The sequence below is a fragment of the Marinobacterium halophilum genome (assembly GCF_003014615.1).
GTDB lineage: Bacteria > Pseudomonadota > Gammaproteobacteria > Pseudomonadales > Balneatricaceae > Marinobacterium > Marinobacterium halophilum.
In genome coordinates, this window is sequence record NZ_PYGI01000004.1 from 87,829 (window position 1) to 105,961 (window position 18,133).

An 18,133-nucleotide genomic window follows, 5' to 3' on the forward strand; every position below is an offset into this window, starting at 1 on the left:
GAGTCAGCTCCCATGACGCACGGCCCCAACGCAGAGCAACTGGCGTTCGATTCCCAGCATATCTGGCACCCCTATTCATCCATGATCAATCCACCGGCGATGTTTCCGGTCGAGTCCGCCGCCGGTGTGCGCATCCGCCTGAGCGATGGCCGGGAACTGATCGATGGCATGGCCTCCTGGTGGTCGGCGGTACACGGTTACAACCATCCACGCCTGAACGCGGCGGCCAAGGATCAGATCGACCGCATGTCCCATGTCATGTTCGGCGGCCTGACCCACAGCCCCGCGATCGAGCTATCACGCAAGCTGGTTGAAATGACACCGGAGCCACTGCAGCGGGTATTCATTGCCGACTCCGGTTCAGTCGCGGTGGAAGTCGCGTTGAAAATGGCAATTCAGTACTGGCACGCCCGTGGCAAACCCGGCAAGCAACGCATGCTCAGTATCCGCAATGGCTATCATGGCGATACCTTCGGTGCCATGTCGGTGTGTGACCCGGTCAACGGCATGCACGAGCTGTTCAGCGGTGTGCTGAGTACACAGCTTTTCGCCCCACGGCCCGAAACCGGCTTCGATGCCACCTTCGACCCGAGCGACATTACTGCACTCGAGCAACTGCTGGTCGACCATCAGGATGAGATTGCCGCGCTGATTCTGGAGCCTATCGTTCAGGGTGCAGGCGGCATGCGTTTCTACTCGCCGGAATGGCTGCGTGCGGCCCGTTCGTTGTGCGACCGCTATGAGGTCCTGCTGATTGCCGACGAGATCGCCACCGGCTTTGGCCGCAGCGGCGAGCTGTTTGCCTGCAACCATGCCGATATCAGCCCGGATATCATGTGTGTCGGCAAGGCACTGACGGGCGGCTATATGACCCTGGCGGCCACGCTGGCAACTGCCGAGATTGCCACTGCCATCTCCTCTGGTGGTGCCGGTTGCTTCATGCACGGTCCCACGTTCATGGCCAATCCTCTGGCCTGTGCCGTTGCGTTGGAAAGTCTGACCCTGCTGGAAGAGATGAACTGGCAGCAACAGGTCCGGCGACTGGAAGCCGGCCTGAAGCAGGGACTGGCACCGGCCCGTGAACTGCAGTCCGTAGCTGATGTACGCGTGCTTGGGGCCATCGGCGTCATTGAACGCCATGAACCGGTCAACCTCGCCGAGGTACAGCCGCTGTTCGTCGAACGCGGCATCTGGGTGCGCCCTTTCGGCAAGCTTGTCTATGTCATGCCGCCGTATATCATGAGTGATGACGACCTGGCCACTCTGACCGGTGCCATGGTCGATGTAATCCGTCTTCTGGATTAAGCAAACGAAGGAGCCTGCAATAATGGCGCGAATCAAACTGGATATGCCGGACAACTACCTGTTCAGTACGGAGCTGGCCGTGCGGATCAGTGATATCAACTATGGCGGCCATATGGGCAACGATGCCGTATTGTCGATGGTACACGAAGCCCGGCTGCGCTTTCTCAAGCACTATCACTACACCGAGATGGATGTGGAGGGAGCCAGTATCATCATGACCGACTCAGCCATCGTTTATAAAGCGGAAGGGTTTCATGGTGACCGTGTACAGGTGGATGTCACTGTCGCCGATTTCAACAAGTACGGCTGCGACCTCTACTACCTGCTCAGCAACAAGGATACAGCGGTGGAAATTGCCCATGCCAAAACGGGCATTGTGTTCTTCGACTACGATACCCGCAAGGTACTCGCCGTCCCTACAGGCTTTCGCAACAAGGTGCTCAGGGAACCCTGAGCACTACCGACACTACTCGTCCATGCCGTAATCGTAACTGCCGTGCGCCAGGTTTTCGAAGCGGGTGTACTTGCCGATGAACGCCAGCCGCAGTGAACCGATAGGGCCGTTACGCTGCTTACCGATGATGATCTCGGCGGTGCCCTTGTCCGGACTGTCTTCGTTGTACACTTCATCGCGATAGATGAACATGATCACATCCGCATCCTGCTCGATGGCACCGGATTCACGCAGATCCGAGTTGACCGGGCGCTTGTTGGGACGCTGCTCAAGACTACGGTTCAGCTGCGACAATGCTACCACCGGACAGCCCATCTCCTTGGCCAGCGCTTTCAATGACCGCGAGATCTCGGAAATTTCCTGGGTACGGCCTTCACTCTTGCCGGTCTTCAGAGTCATCAACTGCAGGTAATCGACCATGATCATGGCCAGGTCACCATGCTCACGCACGATGCGGCGAGCACGGGTCCGCATTTCATTGGGACTGATGCCCGGCTGGTCATCAATGAACAGCGGCTTGTTCTTGAGCATGTTGACCGCCGTGGTCAACTTCGGCCAGTCATCTTCTTCCAGCTGCCCATTACGCACCTTGGTCTGGTTGATACGCCCCAACGAGGACAGCATACGCGTCACCAGCTGATCGGCAGGCATCTCCAGCGAGAACACCAGCACCGGCCGCTCGGTCGCCATCAGTGCGTTTTCCACCAGGTTCATGGCAAAGGTGGTCTTACCCATTGACGGACGCGCCGCCACGATGACCAGATCCGCCTTCTGCAGGCCACCGGTACGGTCATCCAGATCATCGAAGCCGGTGGTCACACCGGTCAGCGAATCGGCGTTATTGAACAGTTCATCGATACGATCAACCGCGCGCTTGAGCAGCGGATTAACACCTTCAGGACCACCTTGATTAGGCCGGTTCTCAGCGATCTGGAAGATCTTCTGTTCGGCTTCATTGAGGATCTCGTCCGACGCGCGACCCGCAGGGTGAAAAGCGCTGTCGGCAATCTCGTTGGCAACACCAATCATCTGCCGCAGCAGCGAGCGGTCACGCACGATTTCCGAATAGGCTCGAATATTGGAAGTGCTCGGCGTGTTACGCGCCAACAGAACCAGTGCTTCCAGCCCGCCCGCCTGCTCCAGCTCAGCGGTCCGATCCAGCTCTTCGGACAGGGTAACCACGTCGATCGGCCGCCCGCCGTCGATCAGTTTCTGCATGGTCCGGAAAATCATCCGGTGGCCCTGGCGGTAGAAGTGCTCTTCAATCAGGATTTCGGAGACGGCATCCCAGGCATTGTTGTCCAGCATCAGGCCGCCCAACACCGACTGCTCGGCTTCGACCGAGTGCGGTGGTTGCTTGATCTGCGCCAAAGCGTCGTCATTCAAGTCGGCGATTTCCATTGCTGAACTACCTCTTGCCGTTACTGACCATTGTCAGGGTGTTGAACATGCATAAAAAAAGCACTGCGCAGTATACCACGCAGTGCTTTTTCGTAACCGGATGTCGGGCGGAGATTACTCGCCAGCGATAACCAGTTTGATGCTCGCAGTCACTTCAGGGTGAACCTGAATGTCGACGTCGAATTCACCGATGTGACGGATCGCGCCTTCCGGCAGACGCACTTCGCTCTTGTCGACTTCAACGCCGGCAGAGCTCAGCGCTTCAGCGATATCACGGGTACCGATAGAACCGAACAGTTTACCTTCATCACCCGCTTTGGTGACCAGGGACAGTTCCAGCTCGTTCAGCTGCTCAGCACGCGCCTGCGCAGTGGCCAGCTTGTCGGCAGCTGCTTTTTCCAGCTCGGCACGACGTTCTTCGAATTGTGCTACGTTAGCAGCAGTAGCCGGTACGGCTTTGCCCTGGGGAACCAGGTAGTTGCGACCAAAGCCTGATTTAACAGCAACTTTGTCGCCCAGCTGACCCAGCTTACCGATATTTTCGAGCAGAATAACTTCCATCTCGTAAAACCTCTTGTTCTGCAAAGGCTGCAGTCTTGAATCCTGTCTGCGGGTGCCTGCCGACACTCACAGCATCTAACATGTCAGCTGTGCCATATCCTCGGATACGCACAGCTTCCAGCTGTATCAGCCGACGCTTATACGTCGTGGCTGTCGGTGTACGGCAGCAGAGCCAGGTAACGAGCGCGCTTGATAGCGGTCGCCAGCTGACGCTGGTAGCGTGCCTTGGTACCAGTGATACGGCTAGGAACGATTTTGCCGGTTTCAGTGATGTAGCCTTTCAGGGTATCCAGATCTTTGTAATCGATCTGTTTTACGCCTTCAGCGGTGAAACGGCAGAACTTGCGACGACGGAAAAAACGTGCCATCTGAACTTCTCCAATAATAAGTTAACGATTACTCTGCAGCAGGGGCTTCTTCAGAAGATTCAGCAGGCTGTTCCTGCTTCTGCTCTGAACGCTCTTCGCGACGCGGCTTGCGCTCTTCGCGAGATTCGGCTGCTTTGATCGGAGAATCTTCAGTGACAGCTTCGTTGCAACGGATCACCATGTTACGCAGAACAGCATCGTTGTAGCGGAACATGCTGGACAGTTCGTCCATCACTTCCTGAGTCGCTTCAACGTTCATCATGATGTAGTGTGCTTTGTGAGCATTGTTGATCGGGTAAGCCAGCTGACGACGGCCCCAATCTTCCAGACGGTGGATCTGGCCTTCGGCACCTTCGATCAGCGCTTTGTAACGCTCAACCATCGCCGGGACCTGCTCGCTCTGGTTCGGGTGAACCAGGAATACGATTTCGTAATGACGCATTTTTGCTCCTTACGGTTTCACAGCCTCCAAATCACCCGCCACATGCCGGTGGTTGAAAGCAAGGAGTTAAATAAATAATAGGACGCAACATTTTACGGCCGCGTCCCGAATAATACAAGTAACAATCAGACAACTTACTCGACTTCGATAATATCGAAGCTGTGGCTGATCTTGACGCCGCCACGTTCCAGCATCAATGACGCTGAACAGTACTGCTCAGCGGACAGACGCACGGCACGTTCGACCGCCGCCGGCTTCAACTTGCGCCCGCTGACCGTGAACTTGACGTGGATCTCGGTGAAGACCGAGGGGACTTCATCGGAGCGCTCGGCCTGAATATCGGCCACGCAGTTAACCACATCCTGACGTGCCTTGCGCAGAATGCCGACCACATCAACACTGGTGCATCCGCCCAGGCCCGCCAGCATCAGCTCCATCGGCCGCGGTCCCTGCTGCAGGTCTTTATCAATCGTAATATCGAAACCGGAACCGGTGGTCGCCTTGAAGCGATCATCGCCGTCCCAGTTGACACTGACACTCATACTCATTCGATGTATCTCTGTAGAGGGTTAGTTTGCCGTCTGTGCGGCCGCAAAGAAGTCGGCCAGGGTCTGGCCCGGGTCTTCAGCACGCATGAACGCTTCGCCGATCAGAAAGGCATTGACCTTGCGTGCCTGCATGGCAGCCACATCATCGGGGGTAAGGATACCACTTTCCGTGACCACGATGCGGTCCTCCGGGATCTGGTCCAGCAGTTCAAATGTGTTGTTCAGGCTGACGTCAAACGTGTGCAGATCACGGTTATTGATACCGATCAGGCGTGTATTGAGCGGCAGAATACGGTGCAGTTCTGCAGCATTGTGGACCTCGATCAGAACATCCATGCCCAATTCATGGGTCAGCGCCGTCAAGTCGGCCAACTGCTGGTCATTCAACGCTGCCACGATCAACAGGATGCAGTCGGCTCCCAGTGCCCGCGCCTCATAGATCTGGTAGGGCTCAACAATGAAGTCCTTGCGGATCACGGGCAATGAACAGGCGGCACGTGCCTGCTGCAGATAGTCATCACTGCCCTGGAAAAAGTCCACATCGGTCAGCACCGACAGGCAGCTTGCGCCCCCGGTTTCATAGGATGGCGCGATCTCGGCCGGTACAAAGGGATCACGAATCACACCCTTGGACGGACTCGCTTTCTTGATCTCGGCGATCACGGCAGCACGTCCGGCCGCCAGCGCACGCTCCAGACTGGCAACGAAGCCGCGCGGGTCGGTTGCACCGCCCTGCTGCCGAGCGATCTGCGCCTTGAGATCGTCAATGGAAACGCGCGCGCTGCGTTCGGCAACTTCTTCATGCTTGCGCGCAATGATTTTCTTCAGAATCGTCGGCGTATCGCTCATCACTTGTCCTGCTCCAGCTGCTGACTGAAGGTGGCCAGCTGTTCCATTTTATTCAGCGCCGCACCAGAGGCGATCGCCTCCAGCGCCTGCTCGACGCCCGCCTTATGGCTCTCGGCCTGCCCACCCAGATAGATGGCTGCACCGGCATTCAGCGCAATCATCGCTGCAGCCTTTCGCGCCATCAGGGTGTCGCTGTTGCTCAGCGCGGCCCGAATCAGGCTCAGCGATTCATCGGCATTGCTGATCGTCAAACCGATCAGGCTCTGGCTATCAATGCCCAAGTCTTCAGGTGACAGGGTATATTCACGAATTGCACCGTCTTTCAGCTCAGCGACATGGGTGTGGGTCGCCAGACTGATTTCGTCAAGGCCATCATCGGCATGTACCACCATGATGTGTTCAGCACCCAGCTGCTGCATGACCTCGGCCATCGGTCGGCACAGCTTTTTGGTGAACACGCCGATCACTTCACGCTTGGCACCGGCCGGATTGGTCATCGGACCGAGGATGTTGAACAGGGTACGCATACCCAGGGCCTTGCGCGCACCGATGGCGTGCTTCATGGCACCGTGATAACCCGGTGCAAACATGAAGCCGACACCAACCTCATCGATACAACGCGCCACCGCATCAGCCCCCAGATCCAGATTGATCCCGGCCTGTTCCAGCAGATCGGCACTGCCACTACTGGATGACACCCCTCGGTTACCGTGCTTGGCCACGTATACACCGCAGGCGGCCGCAACAAAGGCACTCGCAGAAGACACATTGAACAGGTTGGCACCGTCACCGCCAGTACCGACGATATCAACCAGCGGCCCTTTCTCGGGACGGACCGGCGTGGCCAATTCACGCATCACCTGAGCGGCACCGGTGATCTCCTCGATCGATTCGCTTTTCATCCGCAGCGCCACCAGAAAGCCCGCTACCTGTGACTCTGTGCAGGCACCGGTCATAACCTGCCGCATGACTTCGACCATCTCGTCGCGACTCAGATCGATATGATCGACCACACGCGCCAATGCGTCCTGAATGTTCATTCCGTGTCTCCTCTGAAAACGGGTTAACACTGCTGCAAAAAGTTGTCCAACAACTGATGTCCCTGTTGGGTCAGCACCGATTCGGGGTGAAACTGGACCCCCTGAATGGGCAAATCCCGATGCCGGAGCGCCATGATTTCGTCAGGCTCACCGTCGGCATTTTCGGTCCAGGCGGTCATTTCCAGGCAGTCCGGCAACGTCTCACGACGCACCACCAGCGAGTGGTAACGGGTAACCTCCAACGGCTCGGCAAGCCCGCTGAACACGCCCTGTCCATCATGTCGAATCAGCGAGGTCTTGCCATGCATGACCTGACGCGCACGCACCACCTCGGCACCGAATGCCTGGCCAATACTCTGGTGACCCAGACACACACCCAAAATGGGAATGCGGCCGGCAAAATGGCGGATTGCCGCGATCGAGATCCCGGCTTCATCCGGGGTACAGGGGCCCGGCGAGATCACCAGATGCGACGGCTGCAATGCTTCGATCTGTTGCAGCGTGATGGCATTGTTGCGATAGACCTGAACCTCGGCACCCAGCTCCTCGAAGTAGCGCACCACATTCCAGGTAAAGCTGTCGAAATTATCGATCATCAGCAGCATCTCAACTGCCCTCCACCGATGTGAAAGATCCATACTGCACGCACTGCACCCTTGCACTCACCTTGACTGTCGTTCGGCTGTCATCGGAATGGCAGCCTGTATGAGAAGCCATAATACAGCAAGAGCATGTAATAGCGAACTGATACATGGCAGCCTGCAACCACCCCTGAACGCGGCCAGCGCCCGCCATTTCTGCTAGAGTCATCTCTTTTTCACACGTTGATGAAGTGACCATGGCCGATACGCACCTGCCGCTGCCGATCGATCCCCTGCTGGACGAGATCCGCCACACCCTGACCCGGCATGACGAGCTGATCCTTGAAGCGCCGCCCGGTGCCGGCAAAACCACACGCGTACCACTGGCATTACTGGATCAGCCATGGCTGGGACAGCAGAAGATCCTGCTGCTGGAACCGCGACGCCTGGCGGCAAAAGCGGCCGCTCAACGGCTGGCCGATCAATTGGGCGAGTCCGTGGGACAACGGATCGGCTACCGTATCCGCCTGGAGAGCAAGATCAGCGCCGCCACCCGCATCGAAGTCATTACCGAAGGCATTCTGACCCGTATGCTGCAGGACGACCCCGGCCTTGAGGGGATCGGCATGATCATTTTCGACGAATTCCATGAACGCAGCCTGGATGCCGACACCGGGCTGGCGCTGGCATTGCAGGGACGAGAACTCCTGCGCGAAGGGCCGGCGCTGAAGCTGCTGTTGATGTCGGCCACTCTCGACAGCGACGCTCTTGCGGCTCTGCTGGGTGATGCCCCGGTACTGCGCAGTGAAGGCCGCAGCTACCCTGTCGAATGCGTGTATTCAGCTCCTTCCCGCACGGACGATCCGATCGAAACCCGCGTCGTACGCCGGATCCAGCAGGCCCTGGATCAGCACTCCGGCAGCGTACTGGTCTTTCTTCCCGGTCTGGGTGAAATCCGCAGGGTCATGCAGCAGCTCGAAGCCACACAGCATGCACATCAGGATCTACGGATCGCTCCTCTGTATGGCGACCTCTCCCTTAGCGAACAGCAGCAGGCCATCGCCGCGCCAGCGACAGGGCTCCGCAAAGTGGTACTGGCCACCGCGATCGCCGAAACCAGCTTGACCATCGAAGGCATCGAGGTTGTCATCGATGCCGGACTCAGCCGCCAAGCCCGCTTCGACCCTGCCACCGGCATGACCCGCCTGTATACCACTCGCGTCTCCGCCGCCGCCGCTACCCAGCGTGCCGGACGTGCCGGGCGTCTGGGTCCGGGCACATGCTACCGCCTCTGGTCAGAAGAACAGCACGCTCAATTGCACGCACACACGCCCGCCGAGATCCTTCATGCCGACCTGGCTCCTCTGGCGCTGCAACTGCTGCAATGGGGCGTAAATGATCCGACCGAACTCTGCTGGCTGGATATACCACCGGCAGGCGCGTTCACTCAGGCACTAGCGCTACTGCAACAACTCGACGCCATTGATTCACCGGTACCACAACAGTTCCGCCTGACTCCGCGCGGCAAACAGATGGCCTTATTGCCAGCCCACCCGCGCCTGGCACACATGCTGCTGTGCGGTGCCGAACAAGGACACATCGAACTGGCTGCCAACATCGCCGCACTGCTTTCGGAGCGAGACCCGCTGAACAGCGACCAAGCCGACCTACTGCAACGCCTGGATTGGCTGCACCAACAACATTCACGGGATGGGCGTGCTGCCCGCATGCGCCAGCTCGCCCGACAATATCGACAACTCTGTCCTGCCCCCGACACTACCAGGACGGAGCTGCCGGCCCCCATGGCAGCCGGTTATCTGCTGGCATGCGCCTATCCCGACCGTCTCGCACGCCAGCGCGACGCGCAGCCGACACATTACAGGCTCAGCCAAGGACGCGGCGCACAACTGGCTGCCCATGATCGCCTGACCCGACACCCCTGGCTGGCTGTTGCCGCGCTCAGCAGTCATCAGGACAATGCCACCGACCGCATTCGTCTGGCGGCACCGCTTGACCCTCAGCTGTTCGAGACCCTGCTGGCTGACCGAGTCAGGCAGGAAAAAATTGTGGAGTGGGATACACAACAGGACCGCCTGATTGCTGAACAACGCACTCGTGTGGGGCAACTGATTCTGCAGCGCCGTACTATTGCCACCGTCAACGCCGAGCAGAAAGTGACTGCGTTAATTGCCCTGGTCCGGCGTGAAGGCCTTGGTCTGCTGGCCCTTGATGCGGATACCGAACAACTGCGCCGCCGCATCGCCTTTGTACGCACCCACGATTCTGAGCCGGACACCTGGCCCGACTTTTCAGACACAGCCTTGCTGGCAAACCTTGAAGACTGGCTGGCTCCCTGGCTCAACACGGTGAGTCAGCGCAGCGATTTTGCCCGCCTGAACCTGCATACAATGCTGCGCAGCCAACTGGACTGGGAACAACAACAGCGGCTGGACCGGCTCGCACCCGAGCGCATGACCGTGCCGTCAGGTTCACGTATCCGCATCGACTACAGCCAGTCCCCTCCGGTACTGGCGGTCAAGCTGCAAGAGATGTTCGGCTGCGACACCACCCCGCTGCTGGGCTTCGGCATTGCCGTCACCCTGCATCTGCTGTCACCGGCACAGCGACCGCTACAGGTAACTCAGGATCTGGCCGGATTCTGGCGCAGCAGTTATCACGCGGTACGCAAGGAAATGAGAGGACGCTATCCGAAACACCCCTGGCCGGAAGACCCTACCGTGGCGGTCGCCACGGCCCGCACCAAACGTGCGACTCAATCCTGAGCCGCAGCGTCTTCCTCATCGGCAGTGGGGAGCTCAACCCAGAACGTTGAGCCATGCTCTGGAACACTGTCACAGCCGATACGGCCGCCCATCAGTTCAACCAGCTGCTTGCTGATGGTGAGGCCGATACCGGTACCGGGAATGTTGCTGGTTTCATGCCCCAGGCGATTAAATGGCACAAACAGGCCCTGCTGGGCCTCTGCACTCATCCCCCAACCGGTATCACTGACACTGATTCGGACGTGATCACCCAAGTCTCGACACACAACCCGCACCTGCCCCTCTGGGCGGTTGTACTTGATGGCATTGGACAACAGGTTCAGCAGTACCTGCTGCACGCGCTTGGGATCGGCCCACACCAGACTTTCACAGCAACCCTCGACACGAAACAACTGTACGCCTTTCTGGGTGGCCTGGGGTTCGACCATTCTCAAACACCCGTCTACCAGCTCGCCCAACGGCACATGCTCGGCGCGGACCGAAACATGGTCAGCCTGCACCTGAGCCAGGTCCAGCACATCATTGATCAGGCTCAACAACAGATGGGCCGCATGCAGGATCTCATCGACACAGGCCTGCTCGTCAGCCCCCAACCGATTACTGCCTCGCAGCAGCTCGGCAAAGCCTATGATGGAAGATAACGGCGTTCTCAATTCATGGCTGACACTGGACAGAAACCGGCTCTTGGCACGATTGGCACGTCCCAATTCAGCCCCCATGGCGACCACCGCATCGGCACTTTGCTGCAATTCCTGCAACTCAAACCGGGGCCGGGGCTGCTCATAATGCTCTTGGCCAATATTGACCATGATGCGGTTAAGCGTGTCCAACGGCGTGGAAATGGCACCGCTCAGCCACACCGAGCGGCGCCAGATATAGACAAAGAACAGCAGATAAAACAGCAGCAGCCCCGCAATCAACAGGTACCCTATAAGACGAAAATCACGGGCCAGGTCATCCACCGAACGGTACACTTCAGCTTCATCAACCACCGCCAGCAGCTGCCAGCCGGTGGCACCAATTTCTTGCCAGGCAACCCGTTTTTCCCTGCCACCAAGCTGCAAGGTGCCCCGACCCTCTCGTGCATTGCGCATCATTTCAGCCAGTACACGGGTGTCTGCACGCTGCTGTATATTGAACTGCTCCGGCTTGAAGCTTTCTCGGGTGATCGCCTCCGAGTAGCTGAACCGGGTCAGTTCCTGCACCCCGAAATCATCTTCACCCTTGGATGGCAGCGCCATGATGATGCCCTGACGGTTGATCAGCATCACATAGCCCTGCCAAGGGATGTCGAGTTGCAGAATCTGCTGCACAATCGTCTTCACGGTTACATCCAGACCAACCACGCCCTCCAGAAAGTCACCCCGGTAAACCGGCGCAATCGCCGACGTCATCCACCCCAGCCCTGCCGGGTCCACATACACATCGGTCCACACCACGTTACGGCCAGGGTTATGCGCCTGATCGGCCTTGTAGTAAAAGTTGTATTCAGGAATAGCCATGTCCGGCGGATACTGCGAGGGGGTGTTAAACCAGGGATATATACGGTTGTAGGAGTCCCAACTGTTGAAATAGATCGCATTGATCAGCGGACTCGCCTGCATCAGACTTTGCATCAACGGATCCAGGGGCTCAAGCCGATGGACCTTGTCCATATTCTGCTGCCCCGCCGGCGTCACCGCCGAATAGAAGGACGCCGCACGGCCATCGTTTACAGGGCTGTACAGCACACCGTCGGCATTGCGCTCATAGTCCTGCTTACCCTGCAGATGATCAGGTCGTACAGCACCGAATGCCCGCTCGACCGCTTGACGATAAACGTCCGTCAGCGCACTGACCGCATGCAGTTGCTCATCGATTACACTGACTTCCAGCCTGACCGTGTTGATCAGCTGCTCATCCGCCTGTCGGCGCAACAGCTCCACATTGGCATCGTGAATATAACTGCTGGAGAACAGGTAGATCACCACCAGCAATACTTCAACCAGCAGTAACGGTATCAGCGCACTGCGCACCAGCGCCCGCCATACCCAGCGCTGAGTACTGAGCAGAGGTGCAGTCGCCTGCTGCGCCGGCGGCGTCGACATCAATCAGACCCGGCGTAAATCTCGACTTCGTGCATTTCCAGACCGCCACCGGCACCAAACGCTTCCTTGGGCAAGGATGACTGACGGTGGGCGGCCTTGAAATCCTCCGATGCGACCCAGCCATCGAATGCGCCCTTGTCACGCCAGTGCGTCATCACCACCCAGGGACTGCCATCATTCACCGGCCGCATCACCTCAAGGCGAACAAAGCCGGGCTGCTGCTCAACCTGACCGGCACGCTGACGAAAACGCTCGGCAAACGCAGCTTCATAACCGGGGTTAACCATAATTCGATTGGCTACTACGAACATGACACTCTCCTGATAGCGATACTGTAAACAGTCTATCAGACAATGAAGGCGCGGATGTATAGAGGGGATGCAGGAGGGAAGCGAGGAAGATACAGAAGAAATGGCCGGCACTTTACGTACCGGCCGGAGGGGGTCAGCTGCGGACGATGGAAACGTCTTCAGCCTGCAGTCCCTTGTCGCTCTCACGCACACTGAAACGGACCTGCTGGCCCTCGTTCAGCGAGCGATGACCACGACCGCGGATATTGCGGAAATGGACAAACACATCATCACCATTACCACGGGTGATGAAGCCGAAGCCCTTGGATACGTTGAACCATTTGACAACACCCAGCTCTCGCGGGTCATTGACGTCATCGCTTTCAATATCATCATCCTGCTGCGCCGCATCAGCCGTGACAGCAGTTGCAGCGCCCGGCTGCCACGCGGACGCCAGCGTAACGATAAAGACAACAACAGCAATAACTGCAAGCACAGCCACGTCAAAGCCGATCTCGATGGACGCGACACTCTGCAGCAGAAAAGGAATAACAAACGCAGCCACGACACTGGCCAATACACTTTTGATTAACGGATTACCACTCATTGATCTTCTCTATATTATTAACAAATTATTTACATGAAGGTGCGCAAATGTTTGAGCAACCGCGCACTAGCTGACCAGATATACTGTATTCGCTATTTTTTTTCAACGGCTTAAATACCGGCATCCTTCTCGTCAAGCGATCAATCGTCTATGCTTCAAACACATCCACCAGACCGCAAAGAGCCCGGCATGACTGATCACAATACCCTGACCGAACTGGAATCCCGTATCGCTTTTCAGGAAGATGCCATCGACAAGCTCAGCGACGTGGTGGCACGCCAGGAAATAGACCTTGAACGCCTGACCCGCATGGTCAAGCTGCTGCATCATCAACTGCGCGAGATGGGTGGCGATAGCGATACACCGGCCGCAGACGAGGCGCCTCCACACTACTGAGAGACCGGCAGCGGCTCAGTCGCTGCCCAACGCCTTGAGTGCATAAATATCATAACGGCTGGACTTGCCTTCAACGGTATATGTAGGTGCCATGCCTTCGATTGCAGGTGCCTTGCGTGCCCGCTTGACCACAACCCGATAGCGCGCCACCTGTAGCGCAGCCGCCAGCAATTCACGGTCATCGCTGTCGTACCCCACCAGATCACGAAACGCCAGCATCTCTTTCTTAACCTGCGCCTTCTTATCGGTATGTGGAAACATGGGGTCCAGATAGACCAAGTCAGGTGCGCACTCGGGTGTACACTGCTCCAGCCAGGCACGGCCATCGGCCTGCTCCAGCGTCATTCGTGCCAGCGTATCCGCCAGCTCCACGACCGACTCCGCCTGCTCCAACCCTGATGCCAACAGCGCATGCACGACTGGCGAGCGCTCCAGCAGATGCACCTGACACCCCAGGCTCGCCAAGACAAAAGCATCTCGCCCAAGACCTGCCGTAGCATCCAGAATACGCGGCCGAATCCCGCCCTTGATACCGCAGGCCTTGGCGATCAGCTGGCCGGTACCACCCCCGAACTGGCGTCGATGGGCCACCGCGCCGCCAACAAAATCGGCTCGTACCGGACCTGCGCGCTTGCGTCCGGTCGCACACAGCGACAGTCCATTATCAGTCACCAGCAAAATCTGCTGCCAGTTCTCGCTGCACGACAGGTCAGGCTGCGCGACGACCGGTAACTGCAAGCGTTCGGCCAACTGCTCCGCTTGTGCTCTGTCAGCCTCCACGCACCACCCGACAGCCAGACTCACAACGCCGCCTCCGGCATCCAGAAATACACCGCCAGCAACAGCACGCCCAGCAACAAACGATAGATCACGAAGGGCGCCATGCCGACCTTGTCCAGCCATTTGAGAAACAGGTGAATACAGGCCAGCGCACTCAGGCCAGCGATCACAGTACCGGCACCGATCTGCACCCAGTGGGCACTGTTACCGGCCTGATACAACTCCAGACCTTTCAGTGACCCTGCACCCAGAATGACCGGTATGGACAGCAGAAACGAAAACCGGGCGGCGCTCTGACGATCAAAGCCCAGCATCAATGCGGCAGTGATGGTAATGCCGGAGCGCGACGTGCCGGGAATCAGTGCCACCGCCTGAGCCAGACCGATCATGCAGGCATCGCGAACCCCCAGCGCCTCGACACTGCGCTGTTCAGAGCGCCGACTGTCGGCCCAGCCAAGTAACACACCAAACACCAGGGTCGTCGCCGCAATCACCAGTATCGAACGGCCATAATGATCGATCATGCCCTCAAGCATGAAACCGAATGCCAGGGCCGGCAGCGTCGCCAGAATCACCAGCCAGGCAAGCCGACCTTCGGCATCCGTTGTACCAGAGAGCGAGCGCCCCCAAGCCAACGTCATCACCACCAGTTCCCGCCGAAAATAGAACATGACCGCCAGCAACGTACCAACATGCACGCCTACATCAAACGCCAGCCCCTGATCCGGCCATCCCAGTAGCTGGGATGGCAAAATAAGGTGTGCCGAGCTGGAGATCGGCAGGAATTCGGTCAATCCCTGAATAACAGCAAGAACAGCCGTGTGTATCCATTCGCTGATATTCACTGCTGGTCCTTTTTCTTCCAGGCCACCTGGTCACGCAAGTACACCGGCCGAGCATCGTCCGGTGCAATGGCCAGTCCCTGAGCCAAGGCTTGCCGGGCCAAGTGAGCCATGGCTTCAGCTTGAGGATAAAGGTCCATACGGCATATCCCGATCCGTGCCATCAGCTCGGCACTCATCTGCTCGGCATAGCGCCAGCCGCTGCCCAACGCGGTAAAGCCGTTGGCCGTCACGGTTTCAGGCAACCGAACCGCCGCCGGTGCACAGACTTGCTCATCCACCAGCCGAACCAGCTCACCGTCCACTCGCTGCCAGGCACTCCAGTAAACTTCGTCCATACGCGCGTCCAGTGCGGTCAGCAGATACTCGCCATCTGCCTCTTCGGCTGCATAGGCGATCGCCTCCAGCGTAGACACGGGCACCACCGGCAGATCGGCCGCCAATGCCAGCCCTTGCGCCGCTCCTGTGGCAATACGGATACCGGCGAATGAGCCGGGACCACGACCAAAAGCAATCGCATCCAGTGCATTCAAACCAACACCGGCTTCGGCCAGCAATTCTTCCACCATCGGCAACAGCAAGTGGGTATGACGACGCGGCTCAACGGTAAAGCGCTGCAGCAGTCGCCCCTCCAATAACAGGGCTGCCGAACAGGCATCGGTCGAGGTATCAAGTGCGAGAATGTTGGACATGGGAGTCTCGATCAGTAAAAAACGCGGCTATTGTAATGACACGGCAAGCACAATGCATCTATCGACTAGAGCATCGCCTCGCCCCAGCGTGGCAGCAGCGACTGTTCGAAGCCGAGCTGCGACAGCAGGCGTGCAACAATAAAATCCACCATATCCTCAACGCTTTGCGGTCGTTGATAGAAACCGGGACTGGCCGGCACTACCACAACCCCCATGCGGGTCAGCTTGAGCATATGTTCCAGATGGATCTCGGAGTAAGGGGCTTCACGCGGCACCAGCAGCAGCTGACGGCGCTCTTTCAGTGCCACATCCGCGGCACGCTCAATCAGGTTGTTACTGGCCCCGCTGGCGATTGCCGACAACGTACCGGTACTGCAGGGGCATACCACCATCGCACTCGGCGCGCCGGAGCCCGACGCCACCGGTGCCATCCACTGCTCACGCCCATACACCTTCAACTGCCCGTCGCGGGCATTGAAATGCTCGCTCAGAAACGCCTCCATCGCATCCGGTGAACCCGGCAAGCGCAGATCGGTTTCCGTGGCGATCACCACTTGGGCCGCCTTCGATACCATCAGCAAAACCTGGGTATTCAACTCCAGCAGGCACTGAAGCAGACGCAGACCATACTGCACACCGGAGGCGCCAGTAATAGCAAGGGTGACTCGGCGCTCAAACGCCGCTACCGGCTGATGTTCAGAGAACATGGATCGACTCCCGCTGTTCCAATGCTTTCAGCAGCTTGCGATGAACACCGCCAAAGCCACCGTTACTCATAATGACCACTTGGGCACCGCGCGGCAGCTCACTGACCAGACGGTTTACCAGACTATCGATCTGCCGTTCCAGGCTGGCGGGTACCGGGCTCTGCTCAACCACTTCATCCAGTGACCAGTCCAGCTCCTCCGGCTGATACCAGTACACCCGATCCGCTGCTGCCGTCGATGCTGCCAGCGCGGCCTTGTGCGCCCCCAGGCGCATGGTATTGGAGCGAGGCTCAATCACCGCTACAACCTGACCACGACCGCTCATCCGCGCCTTGATCCCTTCCAGCGTGGTCTGAATGGCGGTGGGGTGATGGGCAAAATCATCGAACACGTTAATGCCCGCCACCTCGCCCAGATGCTCCATCCGCCGCTTGACCCCACCAAAACAGCTCAACGCTTCGATCGCGTGCTGTGGCTGCACCCCGACATGACGAGCGGCTACCAGCGCATTGATGGCATTACTGACATTGTGCAAACCGGTCAACGCCCAGTGCACCTCACCCAACGACTCGCCGTCATGCTGTACGGCAAAACGGCTGCCATCTTCGCTGAGCAGTTGTGCCGACCAGGCAGCACGTCGATCAAAGCCGGTCAGTACCTGCTCGCTCCAGCAGCCCTGCTCGATCACCTCATCCAGCGATTCGGCATCAGCCGGCATGATGATCTGGCCGTTGTCCGGCACCAGACGCACCAAATGGTGAAACTGGCGCTGAATCGCCGCCAGATCAGGGAAAATATCCGCATGATCAAACTCAAGATTGTTCAGAATCAGCGTACGCGGATTGTAGTGGACGAACTTGGAGCGTTTGTCGAAGAAGGCGGTATCGTACTCGTCCGCTTCAATCACGAAGAACGGCGTATCGCCGAGTCGGGCTGAGGTGTCGAAGCCCAGTGGAATGCCGCCGATCAGGAAACCCGGTGCCATGCCGGCCTGCTCCAGAATCCAGGCCAGCATGGTCGCCGTGGTGGTTTTGCCGTGCGTACCGGCCACGGCCAACACCCAGCGATCAGCCAACAGATGATCATGCAACCACTGCGGCCCGGAGGTGTACCGCATATTACGCTGCAACATGTACTCGACACAGGGGTTGCCTCGCGACATGGCATTGCCGACCACAATCAGGTCCGGCTGCGGCTCCAACTGGGCCGGATCATAGCCCTCGATCAGGGTAATGCCCTGCTGCTCCAGCTGGGTACTCATTGGCGGATAGACGTTGGCATCCGAGCCTGTGACGTGGTGCCCCAGCTGTTTGGCAAGCACGGCCAGCGAGCCCATGAAGGTTCCACAGATTCCGAGAATATGGATATGCACCCCGGTACTCCTTTTTATTTGGGTATGC

At 58.2% G+C, this 18,133-nt stretch carries 20 protein-coding genes; 4 read left to right on the forward strand and 16 right to left on the reverse strand.

Annotation, left to right across the window (positions count from 1 at the left end; all coding sequences use genetic code 11):
• Positions 1-12: 12 nt before the first annotated feature.
• Together bioA and CLV44_RS03975 are read left to right on the forward strand one after the other, a co-directional pair.
• Entirely contained in the window at positions 13-1,305 is a 1,293-nt protein-coding gene (bioA, locus tag CLV44_RS03970) for an adenosylmethionine--8-amino-7-oxononanoate transaminase (RefSeq protein WP_106590811.1), read from the forward strand.
• Between the two features lie 22 nt (positions 1,306-1,327).
• Positions 1,328-1,759, forward strand: coding sequence for an acyl-CoA thioesterase (locus tag CLV44_RS03975; protein WP_106590812.1), 432 nt, complete (start codon positions 1,328-1,330; stop codon positions 1,757-1,759).
• 12 nt (positions 1,760-1,771) lie between these two features.
• Here the strand turns inward: CLV44_RS03975 and dnaB are convergent, their stop codons facing one another.
• The 8 genes from dnaB to CLV44_RS04015 all read right to left on the reverse strand — a co-directional run bounded on the left by dnaB (position 1,772) and on the right by CLV44_RS04015 (position 7,573).
• Positions 1,772-3,160 (reverse strand): replicative DNA helicase, encoded by a 1,389-nt coding sequence (gene dnaB / locus CLV44_RS03980; protein WP_106590813.1) that lies wholly within the window; start codon positions 3,158-3,160, stop codon positions 1,772-1,774.
• 114 nt (positions 3,161-3,274) lie between these two features.
• Entirely contained in the window at positions 3,275-3,721 is a 447-nt protein-coding gene (gene rplI / locus CLV44_RS03985) for a 50S ribosomal protein L9 (protein WP_106590814.1), read from the reverse strand.
• A 137-nt stretch (positions 3,722-3,858) separates the two neighbouring features.
• Positions 3,859-4,089: a 30S ribosomal protein S18 gene (gene rpsR, locus CLV44_RS03990; protein WP_091825431.1), complete on the reverse strand. Its 231-nt coding sequence runs from the start codon at positions 4,087-4,089 to the stop codon at positions 3,859-3,861.
• 28 nt (positions 4,090-4,117) lie between these two features.
• The gene (gene rpsF / locus CLV44_RS03995; protein ID WP_106590815.1) at positions 4,118-4,531 is read right to left on the reverse strand and encodes a 30S ribosomal protein S6; all 414 of its coding nucleotides are present in this window, start codon (positions 4,529-4,531) and stop codon (positions 4,118-4,120) included.
• Between the two features lie 134 nt (positions 4,532-4,665).
• Entirely contained in the window at positions 4,666-5,073 is a 408-nt protein-coding gene (locus CLV44_RS04000; protein ID WP_425436393.1) for an OsmC family protein, read from the reverse strand.
• 27 nt (positions 5,074-5,100) lie between these two features.
• The gene (gene trpC, locus CLV44_RS04005; RefSeq protein ID WP_106590817.1) at positions 5,101-5,928 is read right to left on the reverse strand and encodes an indole-3-glycerol phosphate synthase TrpC; all 828 of its coding nucleotides are present in this window, start codon (positions 5,926-5,928) and stop codon (positions 5,101-5,103) included.
• Positions 5,928-6,968, reverse strand: a complete 1,041-nt coding sequence (gene trpD, locus CLV44_RS04010) for an anthranilate phosphoribosyltransferase (RefSeq protein ID WP_106590818.1) — start codon at positions 6,966-6,968, stop codon at positions 5,928-5,930. Before trpD ends, trpC begins: the two co-directional genes overlap by 1 nt.
• A 23-nt stretch (positions 6,969-6,991) precedes the next feature.
• A complete protein-coding gene (locus CLV44_RS04015; RefSeq protein ID WP_106590819.1) occupies positions 6,992-7,573 on the reverse strand; it encodes an anthranilate synthase component II in 582 nt (193 codons plus the stop codon).
• Between the two features lie 233 nt (positions 7,574-7,806).
• Here CLV44_RS04015 and hrpB point away from each other — a divergent pair, with 233 nt between their 5' ends.
• Entirely contained in the window at positions 7,807-10,332 is a 2,526-nt protein-coding gene (gene hrpB / locus CLV44_RS04020; protein WP_106590820.1) for an ATP-dependent helicase HrpB, read from the forward strand.
• On the opposite strand, the gene CLV44_RS04025 is transcribed toward hrpB, so the two are convergent.
• The 3 genes from CLV44_RS04025 to CLV44_RS17620 form a co-directional block, all read right to left on the reverse strand.
• On the reverse strand, positions 10,323-12,419 hold the full coding sequence (locus CLV44_RS04025) for a sensor histidine kinase (protein ID WP_106590821.1): 2,097 nt from the start codon (positions 12,417-12,419) through the stop codon (positions 10,323-10,325). The two genes, hrpB and CLV44_RS04025, sit on opposite strands and share 10 nt — an antisense overlap.
• Complete coding sequence (locus CLV44_RS04030) at positions 12,419-12,730, reverse strand: antibiotic biosynthesis monooxygenase family protein (RefSeq protein ID WP_106590822.1); 312 nt, start codon at positions 12,728-12,730, stop codon at positions 12,419-12,421. Before CLV44_RS04030 ends, CLV44_RS04025 begins: the two co-directional genes overlap by 1 nt.
• 133 nt (positions 12,731-12,863) lie before the next feature.
• Positions 12,864-13,316: a cold-shock protein gene (locus CLV44_RS17620; RefSeq protein ID WP_106590823.1), complete on the reverse strand. Its 453-nt coding sequence runs from the start codon at positions 13,314-13,316 to the stop codon at positions 12,864-12,866.
• 189 nt (positions 13,317-13,505) lie between these two features.
• Between CLV44_RS17620 and CLV44_RS04040 the strand changes: the two genes are divergently transcribed.
• On the forward strand, positions 13,506-13,712 hold the full coding sequence (locus CLV44_RS04040; protein WP_106590824.1) for a SlyX family protein: 207 nt from the start codon (positions 13,506-13,508) through the stop codon (positions 13,710-13,712).
• Positions 13,713-13,727: 15 nt separating this feature from the next.
• Here the strand turns inward: CLV44_RS04040 and CLV44_RS04045 are convergent, their stop codons facing one another.
• The 5 genes from CLV44_RS04045 to mpl form a co-directional block, all read right to left on the reverse strand.
• On the reverse strand, positions 13,728-14,516 hold the full coding sequence (locus CLV44_RS04045; RefSeq protein ID WP_245912596.1) for a class I SAM-dependent methyltransferase: 789 nt from the start codon (positions 14,514-14,516) through the stop codon (positions 13,728-13,730).
• A complete protein-coding gene (locus CLV44_RS04050; RefSeq protein ID WP_106590826.1) occupies positions 14,513-15,337 on the reverse strand; it encodes an undecaprenyl-diphosphate phosphatase in 825 nt (274 codons plus the stop codon). Before CLV44_RS04050 ends, CLV44_RS04045 begins: the two co-directional genes overlap by 4 nt.
• Entirely contained in the window at positions 15,334-16,026 is a 693-nt protein-coding gene (gene tsaB / locus CLV44_RS04055) for a tRNA (adenosine(37)-N6)-threonylcarbamoyltransferase complex dimerization subunit type 1 TsaB (protein ID WP_106590827.1), read from the reverse strand. Before tsaB ends, CLV44_RS04050 begins: the two co-directional genes overlap by 4 nt.
• Positions 16,027-16,091: 65 nt before the next feature.
• Entirely contained in the window at positions 16,092-16,733 is a 642-nt protein-coding gene (locus CLV44_RS04060) for a flavin prenyltransferase UbiX (RefSeq protein ID WP_106590828.1), read from the reverse strand.
• Entirely contained in the window at positions 16,723-18,105 is a 1,383-nt protein-coding gene (gene mpl / locus CLV44_RS04065) for a UDP-N-acetylmuramate:L-alanyl-gamma-D-glutamyl-meso-diaminopimelate ligase (RefSeq protein WP_106590829.1), read from the reverse strand. Before mpl ends, CLV44_RS04060 begins: the two co-directional genes overlap by 11 nt.
• Between the last annotated feature and the right edge of the window lie 28 nt (positions 18,106-18,133).

Bases quoted from the DNA above. Each gene is read 5' to 3' on its own strand.
- bioA (WP_106590811.1), top strand. From the start codon at position 13: ATGACGCACGGCCCCAACGCAGAGCAACTGGCGTTCGATTCCCAGCAT.
- CLV44_RS03975 (WP_106590812.1), top strand. From the start codon at position 1,328: ATGGCGCGAATCAAACTGGATATGCCGGACAACTACCTGTTCAGTACG.
- dnaB (WP_106590813.1), bottom strand. From the start codon at position 3,160: ATGGAAATCGCCGACTTGAATGACGACGCTTTGGCGCAGATCAAGCAA.
- rplI (WP_106590814.1), bottom strand. From the start codon at position 3,721: ATGGAAGTTATTCTGCTCGAAAATATCGGTAAGCTGGGTCAGCTGGGC.
- rpsR (WP_091825431.1), bottom strand. From the start codon at position 4,089: ATGGCACGTTTTTTCCGTCGTCGCAAGTTCTGCCGTTTCACCGCTGAA.
- rpsF (WP_106590815.1), bottom strand. From the start codon at position 4,531: ATGCGTCATTACGAAATCGTATTCCTGGTTCACCCGAACCAGAGCGAG.
- CLV44_RS04000 (WP_425436393.1), bottom strand. From the start codon at position 5,073: ATGAGTGTCAGTGTCAACTGGGACGGCGATGATCGCTTCAAGGCGACC.
- trpC (WP_106590817.1), bottom strand. From the start codon at position 5,928: ATGAGCGATACGCCGACGATTCTGAAGAAAATCATTGCGCGCAAGCAT.
- trpD (WP_106590818.1), bottom strand. From the start codon at position 6,968: ATGAACATTCAGGACGCATTGGCGCGTGTGGTCGATCATATCGATCTG.
- CLV44_RS04015 (WP_106590819.1), bottom strand. From the start codon at position 7,573: ATGCTGCTGATGATCGATAATTTCGACAGCTTTACCTGGAATGTGGTG.
- hrpB (WP_106590820.1), top strand. From the start codon at position 7,807: ATGGCCGATACGCACCTGCCGCTGCCGATCGATCCCCTGCTGGACGAG.
- CLV44_RS04025 (WP_106590821.1), bottom strand. From the start codon at position 12,419: ATGTCGACGCCGCCGGCGCAGCAGGCGACTGCACCTCTGCTCAGTACT.
- CLV44_RS04030 (WP_106590822.1), bottom strand. From the start codon at position 12,730: ATGTTCGTAGTAGCCAATCGAATTATGGTTAACCCCGGTTATGAAGCT.
- CLV44_RS17620 (WP_106590823.1), bottom strand. From the start codon at position 13,316: ATGAGTGGTAATCCGTTAATCAAAAGTGTATTGGCCAGTGTCGTGGCT.
- CLV44_RS04040 (WP_106590824.1), top strand. From the start codon at position 13,506: ATGACTGATCACAATACCCTGACCGAACTGGAATCCCGTATCGCTTTT.
- tsaB (WP_106590827.1), bottom strand. From the start codon at position 16,026: ATGTCCAACATTCTCGCACTTGATACCTCGACCGATGCCTGTTCGGCA.
- CLV44_RS04060 (WP_106590828.1), bottom strand. From the start codon at position 16,733: ATGTTCTCTGAACATCAGCCGGTAGCGGCGTTTGAGCGCCGAGTCACC.